This is a genomic window from Ralstonia sp. 25mfcol4.1, from assembly GCF_900104095.1.
Lineage (GTDB): Bacteria > Pseudomonadota > Gammaproteobacteria > Burkholderiales > Burkholderiaceae > Cupriavidus.
Map to the genome: position 1 here is coordinate 58,789 of NZ_FNJO01000005.1, position 13,961 is coordinate 72,749.

At 67.1% G+C, this 13,961-nt stretch carries 13 protein-coding genes; 8 read left to right on the forward strand and 5 right to left on the reverse strand.

Going from position 1 to position 13,961, the window contains the following annotated elements; all coding sequences use genetic code 11:
- Positions 1–12 precede the first annotated feature (12 nt).
- Positions 13–978: a tripartite tricarboxylate transporter substrate binding protein gene (locus BLQ58_RS10690; protein ID WP_092598068.1), complete on the forward strand. Its 966-nt coding sequence runs from the start codon at positions 13–15 to the stop codon at positions 976–978.
- Between the two features lie 63 nt (positions 979–1,041).
- Here BLQ58_RS10690 and BLQ58_RS10695 read toward each other — a convergent pair whose 3' ends face one another.
- A complete protein-coding gene (locus BLQ58_RS10695) occupies positions 1,042–1,836 on the reverse strand; it encodes an enoyl-CoA hydratase/isomerase family protein (protein ID WP_092597549.1) in 795 nt (264 codons plus the stop codon).
- 172 nt (positions 1,837–2,008) lie between these two features.
- Between BLQ58_RS10695 and BLQ58_RS10700 the strand changes: the two genes are divergently transcribed.
- Positions 2,009–2,911 carry a LysR family transcriptional regulator gene (locus BLQ58_RS10700; RefSeq protein ID WP_092597552.1) on the forward strand — a complete coding sequence of 301 codons (903 nt, stop codon included), beginning with the start codon at positions 2,009–2,011 and terminating at the stop codon, positions 2,909–2,911.
- A 34-nt stretch (positions 2,912–2,945) separates the two neighbouring features.
- Here the strand turns inward: BLQ58_RS10700 and BLQ58_RS10705 are convergent, their stop codons facing one another.
- The 4 genes from BLQ58_RS10705 to BLQ58_RS10720 form a co-directional block, all read right to left on the reverse strand.
- A complete protein-coding gene (locus tag BLQ58_RS10705) occupies positions 2,946–4,478 on the reverse strand; it encodes a class I adenylate-forming enzyme family protein (protein WP_092598071.1) in 1,533 nt (510 codons plus the stop codon).
- 164 nt (positions 4,479–4,642) lie between these two features.
- Positions 4,643–5,605, reverse strand: a complete 963-nt coding sequence (locus BLQ58_RS10710; RefSeq protein WP_092597555.1) for a Bug family tripartite tricarboxylate transporter substrate binding protein — start codon at positions 5,603–5,605, stop codon at positions 4,643–4,645.
- A 146-nt stretch (positions 5,606–5,751) separates the two neighbouring features.
- Positions 5,752–6,738 (reverse strand): tripartite tricarboxylate transporter substrate binding protein, encoded by a 987-nt coding sequence (locus BLQ58_RS10715; protein WP_092597558.1) that lies wholly within the window; start codon positions 6,736–6,738, stop codon positions 5,752–5,754.
- Positions 6,739–6,761: 23 nt separating this feature from the next.
- On the reverse strand, positions 6,762–7,949 hold the full coding sequence (locus BLQ58_RS10720; protein WP_092597561.1) for a CaiB/BaiF CoA transferase family protein: 1,188 nt from the start codon (positions 7,947–7,949) through the stop codon (positions 6,762–6,764).
- 214 nt (positions 7,950–8,163) lie between these two features.
- Here BLQ58_RS10720 and BLQ58_RS10725 point away from each other — a divergent pair, with 214 nt between their 5' ends.
- The 6 genes from BLQ58_RS10725 (at position 8,164) to BLQ58_RS10750 (ending at position 13,883) form a co-directional block, all read left to right on the forward strand.
- Positions 8,164–9,723, forward strand: a complete 1,560-nt coding sequence (locus BLQ58_RS10725) for a long-chain-fatty-acid--CoA ligase (protein ID WP_092597564.1) — start codon at positions 8,164–8,166, stop codon at positions 9,721–9,723.
- A gap of 66 nt (positions 9,724–9,789) precedes the next feature.
- Positions 9,790–10,974: a lipid-transfer protein gene (locus BLQ58_RS10730; protein ID WP_092597567.1), complete on the forward strand. Its 1,185-nt coding sequence runs from the start codon at positions 9,790–9,792 to the stop codon at positions 10,972–10,974.
- 10 nt (positions 10,975–10,984) lie between these two features.
- The gene (locus tag BLQ58_RS10735) at positions 10,985–11,440 is read left to right on the forward strand and encodes a MaoC family dehydratase N-terminal domain-containing protein (RefSeq protein ID WP_092597570.1); all 456 of its coding nucleotides are present in this window, start codon (positions 10,985–10,987) and stop codon (positions 11,438–11,440) included.
- Positions 11,437–11,853 carry a MaoC family dehydratase gene (locus tag BLQ58_RS10740; RefSeq protein ID WP_092597573.1) on the forward strand — a complete coding sequence of 139 codons (417 nt, stop codon included), beginning with the start codon at positions 11,437–11,439 and terminating at the stop codon, positions 11,851–11,853. Before BLQ58_RS10735 ends, BLQ58_RS10740 begins: the two co-directional genes overlap by 4 nt.
- Positions 11,854–11,873: 20 nt before the next feature.
- On the forward strand, positions 11,874–12,704 hold the full coding sequence (locus BLQ58_RS10745; protein ID WP_092597576.1) for an SDR family NAD(P)-dependent oxidoreductase: 831 nt from the start codon (positions 11,874–11,876) through the stop codon (positions 12,702–12,704).
- Between the two features lie 30 nt (positions 12,705–12,734).
- A complete protein-coding gene (locus BLQ58_RS10750; RefSeq protein WP_092597579.1) occupies positions 12,735–13,883 on the forward strand; it encodes an acyl-CoA dehydrogenase family protein in 1,149 nt (382 codons plus the stop codon).
- Positions 13,884–13,961: the final 78 nt, after the last annotated feature.

Sequence of the window (13,961 nt, forward strand, 5' to 3'; positions counted from 1 at the left end):
CCATCGTCCGCCATGCGCAGGCGCCTGTTGGCCGCCGGCCTGTTCGGCGCCGCAGCGTATCCGTTTGCGTCGTTCGCCACGGAAACGTGGCCGGCCAAGCCCGTGCGCCTGATCGTGCCATTTCCGCCTGGCGGTCCGGTGGATAGCACCGCGCGCATCTTCAGCCAGAAGCTGGGCGAGATCTGGAAGCAACCGATCGTCATCGACAACCGCGCCGGCGCGGGCGGCACCATCGGCGCCACCATCGCCGCCAAGGAAGCGCCTGACGGTTACACGCTGTTCCTGGGATCGATCCATCACGCGGTCAACCCGTCGCTGATGGGCAAGCTGCCGTACGACATCGAGAAGGACTTTGCGCCGGTCAGCTTTGCCGCGATGTTCCCGGTGTTCGTCGTCGCGCATCCGTCGGTGCCGGCCAGCAACATCAGGGAGCTGATCGCCTACGCCAAAAGCGGCCACACGCTGGCCTACGGGTCGTCGGGCAACGGTGGCGGCACGCACCTGGCGGGGGAGCTGTTCAACATGGAAGCGGGCACCAAGCTGCAGCACGTACCGTACAAGGGCAGTGGCCCGGCCATGAACGACCTGCTGGGCGGCCAGGTGCAGCTGATGTTCAGCGACGCGCCTACCGCGCTGCAACATATCAAGTCGGGACGCATCAAGGTGCTGGGCGTAGCCAGCCGCAAGCGTTCGGGCATGTTGCCCGACGTGCCGACCGTTGCCGAGTTGGGGGTGCCCGGTTACGAGGCCTACTCCTGGGCCGCACTGTTTGCGCCGGCCCAGACGCCGAAGCCGATCCTCGAGAAGATCAATGCCGATTTCAACCTCGCCATGAAGGACGCCGGTGTCAGGCAGCGGCTGCTGCAGGCCGGCGCCGAAGCGGACGCCGGCACGCAGGACCAGATGCGCCAGCGCCTGCACAGCGAAATCGAGAAATGGCGAAAGGTGATCCAGACGGCGGGGATCACGGCGGGTTGAGATAGCGAAGGGCGCAACGATGCGCAGCCCTCTCCCACGAAATGGGAGAGGGCGGAAAACCCATCAACCAGGCGCAGTGGGCCACTGGAACAGCGGCGGCTCCTTTTCCTTGAAGCGGCGCACGGCCTCGTGGTGGTAGTCGGTGGTGAACGCGATGCCCTGGCCGAGCGATTCCAGCTCCAGCATGGCGCGCACGTCGGCGCTGTTCGACTGGTTCAGCGCCCGCTTGGTCAGCGCGAACGCTGTCGGGGAAGCCCCGGCCAGGCCGCGTGCCAACTGGTCGGCGCGCACGTGAAGCTGGCCCTCTTCGACGATCTCGAACACCGCCCCCATCTGCCGGGCCTCTTCGGCGCCGACTTCGCGCGCGCTGAAGACCAGGTCCCGGGCGCGCGCCATGCCCACCACGCGCGGCAGCGTGTACAGGGCGCCGCAATCGGGCACCAGCCCGACCTTCATGAATGGCATGCAGAACCGCGCGCGCGGCGTGGCCACGATGAAATCGGCCAGCAATGCCAGGCTGAAGCCGGCGCCGTACGCCACACCATCCACTGCGGCCACGACCGGACGGTCCAGATCGACAAGCAGGGCGATCCATCCGTGCAGGTCGTCCATGCGGTTGCGGCCGGCGTCGGCAGCGGTGACGTTCATCGCGCGGATATCGCCGCCGGAGCAGAAGTCGGTGCCGGCCCCGCGCAGCACCACGGCGCGTACCGTACGGTCGGCACGGATCTGCTGCACGGCCTCGCGCAGGGCGTCGCGCATCGGGCCGTTCAGTGCGTTCTTGTACTGGGGGCGGTTCAGCGTCAGCGTGGCAATGCCGTCGGCAATGTCCACGAGCAGGGTGTGTTCTTCTGCCATCGGGTGTCTCCAGGAGGGTTCGATGGCACAGCTTGACCGAAGCACGGCCGCGCGGCTATTTGCATGTTTTGAATCCGGCATTCGCCGGCAGTGAAGGCCTCTCGGTAATTGCGAGAATGGAAAAAATGCCGGCGTTCGGGGGATAATCGCTGGTTACCCTGGAGACAACGACATGCGCTTCGATCTGGTCGATCTGAATCTCTTCACGCATATTGCGGAAGCCAGCAGCCTGACCCGCGGTGCAGAACGTTGCCACCTGTCGCTGCCGGCGGCCAGCACGCGCATCAAGAACCTGGAAGAGCAGGTGGGCGTCAAGCTGCTGAGCCGCAGCAGCCAGGGCGTCAAGGTCACGCCGGCCGGCGAGACGCTGCTGGCCCACGCGCGCCGGGTGCTGCGGCAGATCGAGCAGCTCAGCGGCGACCTGCAGGAGTACGCGTCCGGTATCAAGGGCCATGTGCGCGTGTTCGCCAACACCACGGCCATGAGCGAGTTCCTGCCCGGAGTGCTGCGTACGTACCTGGTCAATCATCCCGACGTGACCGTCGACATCCGCGAGCGGCTCAGCCCCGACATCGTGCGGGCCGTGCAGGAAGGCATGGTCGATATCGGCATCGCCGCCAGCGGCGTCAACATGGAAGGGCTGGAGGTGATGCCGTACCGGCTGGACCGCCTGGTGCTGGCCACGGCGCTGAGCCACCCCCTGGCCCAGCGCAAGCGCGTGCGGTTTGTCGAGACGCTGGACTACGATTTCATCGGCCTGCCCGAGGAAAGCGCCATCCACAACTTCCTGAAGCGCGCCGCCTCCGACCTGCAGCGCCAGTTGCACTGGCGCATCCAGGTCAGCAATTTCGAGACGGCGGGCCGGATGATCGAGGCCAATGTCGGCATCGGCGTGCTGCCGGAGAGCACCGCGCGCCGCCACGCGCAGACCATGGCGCTAAATATCGTGCAGATCGAGGACGACTGGGCGGAACGCAAGCTGCAGATCTGCGTGGCGGACCTGGACGCGCTGCCGGTCTTTGCGCGCAAGCTGGTGGACCTGCTGGTGGAAGACGGCACCGGGAACCCGGCCTGACGGCCTGATACGGCCGGCGCCCGCGCGCGGAGTGCTAGGCCATCTCGGCGACGATGCCGCGCAACTGGTGCTTGTGCAGCTTGCCGCTGGCGGTCGTCGGAATGGCCGGTACGCGCACGATCTGCGCGGGGCGCTTGTAAGGCGACAGCCGCTCGGCGAGATAGGCGTGCAGTTCGCCCGCATCGAAGCTCTCGCCCTCGCGCAGCTCGACGAACGCCACGATCTCTTCGTTGCCATCGGCCGCAGGCCGGCCGACCACGGCGGACAGGCGCACCGACGGATGCGTGTTGATGACCGATTCCACTTCGATCGGATAGACGCTGAAGCCTGAGCGGATGATCAGGTCACGCGTGCGTCCGACGATATACAGCGCGCCGTCGGGCCCCAGACGGCCAATATCGCCGGTGTTGAGCCAGCCTTCGGGGCGTATTGCTTCCGCCGTCTGTATGGGGTCGCGATAGTAGCCACGCATGACGCCGGGGCCTTTTACCCACAGCTCGCCTGCCGTACCGGGCGGCACCGTTTCGCCGTTGGCCCCCACGATGCGCAGTTCGGCCCCTTCGACAATCTCGCCGGCCGAGCAGTCGCTGCGCGGGCGGTCCATGCGGGTGATGAACAGCGAACCCGCGTATTCGGTCATGCCATAGCCATGGTGCAGCGGCTGGCCGAAGACGGCTTCGACGTTGCGCTTGAGCGTGGGCTCCAGCGGGCCGCCGCCGGTATAGAGATAGCGCAGGCGTCTGGGGTGGAGCGTGGCGATGCCCTGCTTCTGCAGATGCGCCAGGATGCGGCTGAACATGGCCGGCACGCCCTGCAGGATGGAGATCGCGTCGCGTTGCAGCGCGGCGCAGGCGTCGGTGACATTGAACCGGGCCACCAGGTACAGGCTCCCGCCACCCTGGAAGGTGGCCAGCAGCAGCGTGGCCAGCCCGAAGATATGGGACATCGGCATCACCGCGTAGGCACAGTCGCCCGGCCCGATCTTGCGGGTGTCGGCCGTGACGCGCGCATAGTGCAGCAGGCCGCGATGCGTGACCATCACGCCCTTGGGCTGGCCCGTGGTGCCCGACGTGTAGATCAGCGCGGCCACCTCGTGCGCCAGCGCCTGCGGTTCGCGCTCACTGCGCACGTCCACGTCGGCAGCCATCAGCGCCCCCAGCCCGGGCGGAGCGATCTCGCGGGCGCGGTACCGCAGGCCGTGACGCAGCGCGTCGGGGGATGCGGCGTGCGTGAACAGCATCAGCCTGGGCGTGCAGTGTGCGCGGATTTCCTCGATCTCGCGGGCCGTCAGCCGGGCGTTGGTCACTACCGGCCAGGCGCCCAGTTCGGACAGGGCAAAGACCAGCGTGATGACGGCCAGGCAGTTTTCGCCGGTAATCATGACCCGGTCGCCCGTGCCGACCCCCTGGCCCTCCAGATACTGCCGCGCCAGCCCGACGCCTTCCCAGAGCTGCGCAAAGCTCACCGTGCGCTCGCCTTCATGCACGGCCACGTGGTCGGGCGCATGGGCCGCCCAATGGCGGGGAATGTCGCTGATGCGATTCGCGATGGCTCGGTTCTGCGGCATCTCGCTCAAGTCCTTTGCAGAGTGGATTTCGGAGTGGCGCCGGCCCCGCGTTCACGCGGATGCCGGATCGTCGCAGTGTATGGGCAGCCCGGTGGCCGCGCAATTCGTCATCCGGAAAGCGGTACTTCGCCGGGGCGGAACGGTGCGCCCCGGGGGCGGCATGCTCATTCCACCTCGATGTTGGCGGTCTTGACGACGTTGCCCCACAGGGCCAGTTCCTTCTTGATGCGGTCCTGCAGCGGCGCCGGGCCGGTGATGTTGAGGTCGTAGCCACCGTCGGCCATGCGGGCGCGGAACGCTGGGTCCTGGCCCACGGTCTGCTGGGCCTTGACCAGCCGCTCGGTGACGTCGGCGGGCATGCCAAGGGGGCCCACCAGGCCGTACCAGCCGGTCAGGTCATACTGCTTGAGTCCCGACTCGACCAGCGTGGGCACCGTTGGCAGCGCGGGGTTGCGGGTCTTCGACGTCACGGCCAGCGCGCGCACCTTGCCGCCCTGGATATGGCCGATGGCGGTGCCGGTGATGTCGAACATGAACGTCACCTTGCCGCTGATGACGTCGGCCATGGCCGGCGCGTTGCCTTTGTACGGTACGTGCAGCATCTTTACGCCGGTCATCTGCGCCAGCAGTTCGGCGGACAGGTGGTTCGAGGCGCCGATGCCGGCCGAGCCGAAGCTCACGTCGCCCGGATGCTTGCGCGCATACGACACCAGTTCGTCGACGTTCTTTGCCGGGAAGTCCTTGTTGATGAGCAGGACGTTGGTGTAGTCGGTGATCAGGCCCACGTAGGTAAAGTCATGCGCCGGCTTGAAGCTGACCGATTTCTGGATCAGCGGCGTCATCGTCATCGTGGGGCTGGCCACGAAGTAAAGTGTGTAGCCGTCGGGCTTGGCGCTGGTGGTCATGCCAGCCGCAATGGCACCGCTGGCGCCGGCGCGGTTGTCGACGATTACCGGCTGCTTGAGCACGCGGCCCATGTAGTCCGCGTAGATGCGCGCGGCGGTGTCCACGGGGCCGCCGGGCGCATAGCCCACCAGCAGCCGCACCGGGCGCGAGGGATAGGTGTCGGCCAGGGCCGCCCCGTGGGCCAGCGCCAGCACGGCGCCGGCAAGCATGATTCGCAGCATTGTCTCCTCCTGTTTCTGTATCAGGCTGTTGTTGGGGAGACTTTGCGGCACGCCCGCCGGTCAGGCAATTTGCATTTGTTGAAGGTGGGCTTTGTTGAAGCGATAGCGGGGACGCCGGTCCGCGTCCCGCCTTGCCCTTCAGGGCTTCAGTCGAGCTGGATGCGTGCCGTGCGCACGATTTCCGCCCATTTCGGGGTGTCGTTGCTGACCACCGTGGCCAGTTCGGCCGGGCTGGAGGCCACCGGCTGCAGGCCCATGGCGGCAAGCCGCTGCGACACTTCGGGCTGCTTCACGATGCGGCCGATTTCGGCTGCCAGCCGGTCGGCGATCGGTCGCGGCGTGCCGGCGGGCAGGAAGATGGCGAACCAGCCATTGGGTTCGAATCCACGCAGGCCAGCCTCCGAAAACGTGGGGACGGCCGGCAGCGCCGCATGCCGCTGGGTGCCCGTGATGCCCAGCACGCGGAACTTGCCGCCGGCCAGGTAGCTGTTGGCCGAGGTGACGTCGACAAACGCGCAGTCCACCTGACCGCCGAGAATGTCGCTGACCAGCGGCGCCGCGCCCTTGTACGGAATATGGACGATGTCGATGCCGGCCTGGATCTTGAACTGCTCGCCATGCAGGTGCGACGACGTGCCGTTGCCGTACGAGCCGTAACTCAGCTTTCCTGGGCTGGCCTTGGCCAGCGCGACGAACTCGGCCAGCGTGCGCGCCGGCACGCGCGACGGCACGACGAACAGGTCGGACGAACGGGCTACCAGCGATACGGGCTGGAAGTCGCGTTCCACGTTGTACGGCATCTTCCGGTACAGGCTGGGCGACTGGATCATCGCGGTGATGGCCAGCAGCAGCGTGTACCCGTCGGGCGCGGCCTTGGCGACGATGTCGTTGCCGAGGATGCCGCTGGCGCCGGGCTTGTTGTCCACCACCACCGGCTGCTTCCAGGCCTGCGCCAGCTGCTGGCCGATCAGCCGCGCAATGGTGTCGGTGCCGCCACCTGCCGGATACGGTACGACCAGCCGCAGCGGCCGCCCCGGATAGGCGCTGTCTGCCCGTGCGGGCCAGCTTGCCAGCGCCGCCGCGCCACCCAATGCCGCCGCCTGGCCAAGCCAGTGTCTCCTGCTGTGCTGCATGTCAGTCTCCTTGGTCTGGTCTGTTATGTGGCGTCGCCCGGTGCGATGACGCCCGCGCCGGCCAGTGCGGCGATTTGGGCATCGCCATAGCCCAGTTCGGCCAGGATGGCCCGGCTTTGTCGGCCAAGCGTCTCGCCGGCGTGGCGGTACGCAGGCGGCGTTGCCGAATAGCGCACGGGATGGGCGATCTGCGGCAGGGTGTCCGCATCGCCAGGGTCAGTGACGGGCACATCGACCACCATGCGGCGCGCGCGCAACTGCGGATGGCAGGCCGATTCCTCCAGCGTGAGCACGGGCTCCACGCAGCAATCCACCTTGGCAAACACCGCGCACCAGTGCGCGAACGGCTGGCTGCCGAACGCGCGGGCGATCTCGCGCTTCAGGCGCGGCATGTCGGCTTGCGCCAGTGCGAGCCATTCGGGGTGTCCCATGGCATCGCAGAAGCGTTCAAGGAACTGCGGTTCCAGGCTGCCGACCGAGAAATGCCGGCCGTCGGCCGTGGCGTAGTAGTCATAGAAGGTGCCGCCGTTCAGGCGCTCCGACCCGGGGCGCGGGGCACGGCCGCCGGCCAGGTGGGCCGCACCCGACATGGCGTTGAGGCTGAACGCCGCGTCGGTCATGCTGACATCCACGTGCTGGCCCTCGCCGGTGCGGTGACGGTGCGCCAGTGCCGCCAGGATGGCCACGCTGGCGTGCAGGCTGCCGCCCGCGATATCGGCCACCTGGATGCCCAGCGGGGCGGGATGGTCGTGGCCGTTGTAGCTGGCCGCGCCGGCAATGGCCAGGTAGTTGATGTCGTGGCCGGCGCGGTCCCGGTAGGGGCCATCCTGCCCGTAGCCGGTAATGGAGCAGTAGATCAGCGCCGGATTGATGGCGCGCAGATCGTCGTAGCCGAGGCCCAGGCGGGCCATCACACCAGGCCGGAACTGCTCGACCACGATGTCGTGCGTGCGCAGCAGCCGATGCACGATGCCGGTGGCCTCCGGTTGCTTGAGATCCAGCGCCAGCGAACGCTTGTTCCGGTTGAGCCAGGCGTGGACGGCCGATATGCCATGCCGTTGCGGCGCCAGCCGCCGCACGGGATCGGCGCGTGTGGGCGCCTCGATCCGAATCACGTCGGCGCCAAGGTCTGCCAGCGCCAGGGTCGCGAACGGCCCGGGCAGCAGCGTCGAAAAATCAAGAATCCTCAGCCCTGCCAGCGGTCCGCTCATGCCCGTTTCACCCGTGGAGTTGAAGTCCGGCCGATTCTTTCACTGGGGGCAAAGGCTGTCTTGGTCCGTTCGGACCAATCGCACTGCAGCATGCAAATTGGTTCGTTCGGAGCACGACACGGCGCCGGCGCCTCCGTACAGTCGATGCCCAAGGACATGACACCCATCGCCCGGCAATGCACCCGGCGTTCGCATCACATCAAGGAGACGAGACATGTATCTGACGCAGGGGCTGCATCGCTGCATGCAGCAGACGCCGGACAGCCGTGCCACCGTCTTTGGCGGCCGCACCCGTACCTTCCGGGCATTGCATGATCGCGTGGCGCGGCTGGCCGGTGCGCTGCGGGCGCTGGGCATGGCGCCCGACGACCGTGTGGGCATGCTGGCGCTGAATTCGGACCGCTATATCGAATACATGCTGGCGGTGTGGTGGGGTGGCGGTGTGCTGAACCCGGTCAACATCCGTTGGAGCGTGCCGGAGATCGTGTATTCGCTGGACGACTGCGATACCGGCATCCTGATCGTCGACGACGCGTTCGTGCCGATGGTGGCCGGCATCGTGGCCGCGGCCCGGCGGGCCCCGCGCGTGATCTACGCCGGCGAACGGCAAGTGCCCGACGGCATGCTCGGCTACGAGGCGCTGATCGCCGCGGCCGGGCCCGTGGCCGACGTGTTCCGCGGCGGCGAGGACCTGGCCACGATCATGTACACGGGCGGCACCACCGGCAAGCCCAAGGGCGTGATGCAGTCGCACCTGAATCTCTGGGCGTCGGCGGTCTCGCGCATGGCCGAGTTTCGCGCCGGGCACGGCACCTTCGTGTCGTTGCATGTGGCGCCGCTGTTCCACACCGCCGCGATGGCGCGCGCCGTCGGGCATATCGTGGCCGGCGACGTGCAGGTGATTCATCCGGGCTTTGCGCCGGCGGCGGTCCTGCAGGCCATCGAGCGCGAGCGCATCGAGGAAGTGATGATGGTGCCGACGATGCTGCAGGCCGTGCTGGACGATCCGTCCTTTGGCGACCACGACCTGTCGAGCCTGCAGCGCATCTACTACGGCGCCTCGCCGATTGTGGCCGGCGTGCTGGACCGCGCGCTGGCGGCCATGCCGGACATCGCGTTCTATCACGCCTATGGCATGACCGAGGCGTCGCCGGTCATCAGCGTCAATCCGCCCGAAAACCATGGCCCGGCGGGCCGCGCCAGCGGCCTGTACCGCTCGGCTGGCCGCGCCGGCTTCGGCGTGACGATGCGCATCGTCGATCCGCAGGGCAACGAGGTGCCGCGCAACAGCGTGGGCGAGATCGTGGTGCGCGGCGCCAATATCACGCGCGGCTACTGGAACCGCCCGCAGGAGACCGCGCAGGCGCTGCGCGACGGCTGGCTTTACACCGGCGATGGCGGCTACATGGATGACGACGGCTACCTGTTCATCGTCGACCGGCTCAAGGACATGATCGTCACCGGCGGCGAGAACGTGTATTCGGCCGAAGTGGAAAGCGTGCTGTCGCTGCATCCGGAAGTGGCCAGCTGCGCGGTGATCGGCATTCCCGACGAGCGCTGGGGCGAGGCCGTGCATGCGGTGGTGGTGCCGCGCGCCGGGATGTCGCCTACCGACGTGGCGTTGCGCGAGCACTGCCGCGCCGCGCTGGCGAGCTACAAGTGCCCCAAGAGTTTCGAGTTCCGGCCGGCGCTGCCGCTGTCCGCCGCCGGAAAGATCCTCAAGCGCGATCTGCGCGAGCAGTACTGGCGCGGCCAGGCCCGCCAGGTGAGCTGAACCGGTTTCCCCCGATTTCCCCGATTCCCCCGGTTTCACGAATCTCCAATCTTCAAGGAAACGAACATGAGCAGGAAAGTGTTGGTTGCAGGTGTCGGCATGATTCCGTTCACCAAGGCCGGTGCCAGCGATGACTACCCGGTCATGGGCGCCAACGCGGCCCGCGCGGCGCTGGCCGACGCCCGCGTCGATTACGCGCTGGTGGAGCAGGCCTACGTGGGCTATGTGTACGGCGACTCCACGGCCGGCCAGGCCGCCATCTATGGCGTGGGGCTGACCGGCATCCCGGTCATCAACGTCAACAACAACTGCGCCACCGGATCGACGGCGTTGTTCCTGGCACGCCAGGCGGTGGCCAGCGGCGCCATCGAGTGCGCCATCGCGGTGGGCTTCGAGCAGATGGTGCCCGGTGCGTTGAAGGGCGCCTATACCGACCGTCCGTCGCCGATGGCCCGCTTTGTCGATGCGATGCAGGCCATCCAGGGCTTTGACGAAGCAGCGCCGCGTGCCGCCCAGTTCTTCGGTGGTGCAGGCCGCGACTACATCAAGGAATACGACATCCGGCCCGATACGTTCGGCCGCATCTCGGTCAAGGCGCGCCAGCACGCTGCCCGCAATCCGTTCGCGGTGTTCCGCAATACGGTCACGCTGGAAGAGGTAATGGCGTCGCCGACCGTGTTCGACCCGCTGACGCGCCTGCAATGCTGCCCGCCCACCTGCGGTGCGGCGGCGGCCATCCTGTGCTCGGAAGACTTCGCGAAGCGAAACGGCCTGGATACGCGCGTGGCGATTCGCGCCCAGTCGATGACTACCGACCGCAACAGCACGTTCGACGAAGGCGACATGCGCAAGGTAGTGGGCTATGACATGACGCGCGCCGCCGCGCAGGCAGTGTACGAGGCATCGGGCGTGGCGCCCACCGACATCGACGTGGTGGAGCTGCACGACTGCTTTACCGCCAACGAGCTGATCACCTATGAAGGGCTTGGCCTGACCCCGGAAGGCACCGCCGAGAAATTCATCCTCGACGGCGACAACACGTATGGCGGCCGCGTGGTGACCAATCCATCCGGCGGCCTGCTGTCGAAGGGGCATCCGCTCGGCGCAACGGGCCTGGCGCAATGTGCCGAACTGGTCTGGCAACTGCGGGGCCAGGCCCAGGACCGGCAGGTGGCGGGCGCACGCCTGGCGCTGCAGCACAACCTTGGGCTGGGCGGCGCCTGCGTGGTGACGCTGTACGAGCGCCAGTAAGGAGTCCCCGATGCTGGACACGAAACATATCGGCGCGGTGGTGTCGCGCCACGTGGCGGAGGTGGAAGCCGGACGCCTGCGCTTCTTCGCCAAGGCCACGGGTCAGGTGGACGCCCGCTACACGGATGCCGAGGCTGCCAAGGCCGCAGGGTATCCGGGCCTGCCCGTGCCGCCCACGTTCCTGTTCTGCCTGGAAATGGAGGCGCCGAACCCGCGCGCCACGCTGGACTTGCTGGGCATCGACATCGGCCGCGTCTTGCACGGCGAACAGGCATTCCGCTATCACCGCATGGCGTTCGCCGGCGAGCGGCTGCACTTCGAGATGCGCATCGCGGACATCTACGAGAAGAAAGGCGGGGCCCTGGGCTTCGTGGTGCGCGAGACCCGCGTGACCGATGCCGATGGCGCCGCCGTGGCCGACCTGCGCAGCGTGGTCGTGGTGCGCAACAGCCAGGAGGCCGCATGAATCCGGTTCGATTCGAAGCACTGGAGGTGGGCAGCACGCTGCCGTCGTTCACCGCCGAGCCGCTGAGCCGGCTCACGCTGGCGCTCTACGCCGGGGCATCCGGCGATCACAACCCGATTCACGTCGATACCGACTTCGCCAGACGCGCCGGTATGCCCGACGTGTTTGCGCACGGCATGCTGTCGATGGCCTATCTGGGCCGCCTGTTGACCAACTGGGCGCCGCAGCACGCGATCCGCGAATTCTCTGTGCGCTTCGCGGCCATCACGCATGTAGGCGATGCGGTCTCGTGCACGGGCGTGGTGACGGAGAAGGACGAGGCAACGGGGACGGTGCGCATCGCACTGACCACGCGCAACCAGCAGGGCGACATCAAGTTGACGGGCGAGGCGCTGATCGCGCCGGGCCGCTGAACATCAAGGGAGACAACACAATGAGCAAGCTCAATGGCAAGGTTGCCATCGTATCGGGTTCGGGCCGTGGGATTGGCCGCGAGATTGCACTGAAGCTGGCCGGCGAGGGTGCCGCCGTGGTGGTCAACGACCTGGACGCCGAGCCGGCGAATGCCGTGGTGCGCGAGATCGTGGCAGCCGGCGGGCGCGCCGTGGCCTGCACGGGCAGCGTCACCGAGGCAGACTTCGGCCAGCGTTTCGTACAGACCGCGCTGCAGTCGTTCGGCGCGCTCGACATCGTCGTCAACAACGCCGGCTATACGTGGGACAACGTGATCCAGAAGATGACCGATGAACAATGGTCGTCGATCATGGACGTGCACGTGACGGCACCGTTCCGCATCCTGCGCGCCGCGGCCGACCATTTCAAGGAGACCGCCAAGGCGGAGGCCGAGGCCGGCCAGGAGATCTTCCGCAAGGTGGTCAACATCTCTTCGGTGTCGGGCGTGATGGGCAATGCGGGCCAGGCCAACTACTCGGCCGCCAAGGCTGCCATCAACGGGCTGACCCGCGCACTGGCCAAGGAATGGGGACGCTACAAGGTCAACGTCAACAGCGTGGCCTTCGGCCTGATCAAGACGCGCCTGACCGAAGCCGTGGCCGGAGACGGCAATAGCTCGACCATCGACATCGCTGGCAAGGAGATCAAGGTGGGCGTGAATGCGCAGTTGATGAAGAACGTCGAGGCCATGATCCCGGTGGGGCGCGGTGGCACGCCGGCCGAGGCTGCCGGGGCGGTCTACCTGCTGTGCATTCCGGAGTCGAACTACATCAGCGGACAGGTGCTGGTGGTGGGCGGCGGACGCCCCTGAACCGCGCGCGCAACGTAAAGGAGCACTGCCATGCCGACAAGCCAGAGCCCGTGGATCACCGAGGATCTGTCGATATTCCAGGACGCGATCCGCAAGTTCATCGAGCGCGAACTCGTGCCGCACGAGGAACGCTGGTGGAAGCAGCAGCACGTGGACCGCGAAACCTGGCGCAAGGCTGGCGAGGTCGGCATGCTCTGCGCCAGCATTCCCGAAGCCTATGGCGGCGGGGGCGGGTCGTTCGCGCATGAGGCGATCATCGCCTACGAGCAGGCGCGCGCCATGGCGACCAGCCTGGGTACCAATGTGCACAGCGCCATCGTGGCGCACTACATCCTGCGCTATGGCTCGGCGTCGCAGAAACAGCGGTGGCTGCCGAAGATGGCCACCGGCGAGATGGTCGGCGCGATCGCGATGTCGGAGCCCGGTGCCGGATCGGATCTGAAGAGCGTCAAGACGCGGGCGGTGTGCGACGGTGCGCACTACGTCATCAACGGGTCGAAGACCTTTATCTCGAACGGCCTGCTGGCCGACCTGGTCCTGGTGGTGGTCAAGACGGATCCGGACAAGGGCACCAAGGGCGTGTCGATCGTGGTGGTGGAAACGGCCGGGCTGGAAGGTTTCCGACGCGGCCGCGTGCTGGAGAAAATCGGCCAGAAGGGGCAGGACACCGCCGAGCTGTTCTTCGACAACGTGCGCGTACCCCGCGAAAACCTGCTCGGCGACGAGGAGGGGCGCGGCTTCTACCAGCTGATGCAGCAGTTGCCGCAGGAACGCATGGTGATCGCGCTGGGCGCACTGGGGTCGATGGAGCGCGCGCTGGAGACGACCGTGGCCTACGTGCGCGACCGGCAGGTATTCGGCGCCCCGTTGCTGGAGATGCAGAACACGCGCTTCAAGCTGGCCGAATGCAAGACGCACGCTACCGTGGCGCGTGCCTTTGTCGATGACTGCATGGACAAGGTGCTGCGCGGCGAATTGACCGCCGAGACTGCAGCCATGGCGAAGTGGTGGTGCACGCAGAAGAGCTGCGAGATCATCGACGAGTGCCTGCAGTTGCACGGCGGCTACGGCTACATGGCCGAGTATCCGATCGCGCGGCTCTACGTCAACGCGCGGGTGGGCAAGATCTACGGCGGGTCGAACGAGATCATGAAGGAACTGATCGCGCGGACCTTGTAAGGCTGCGCGCAGTCGGCTGTTACACCCCTTTCCCGCTAAAGGGAGAGGGGGAGCAAAACAAGGGATGGCGGCGCCTGA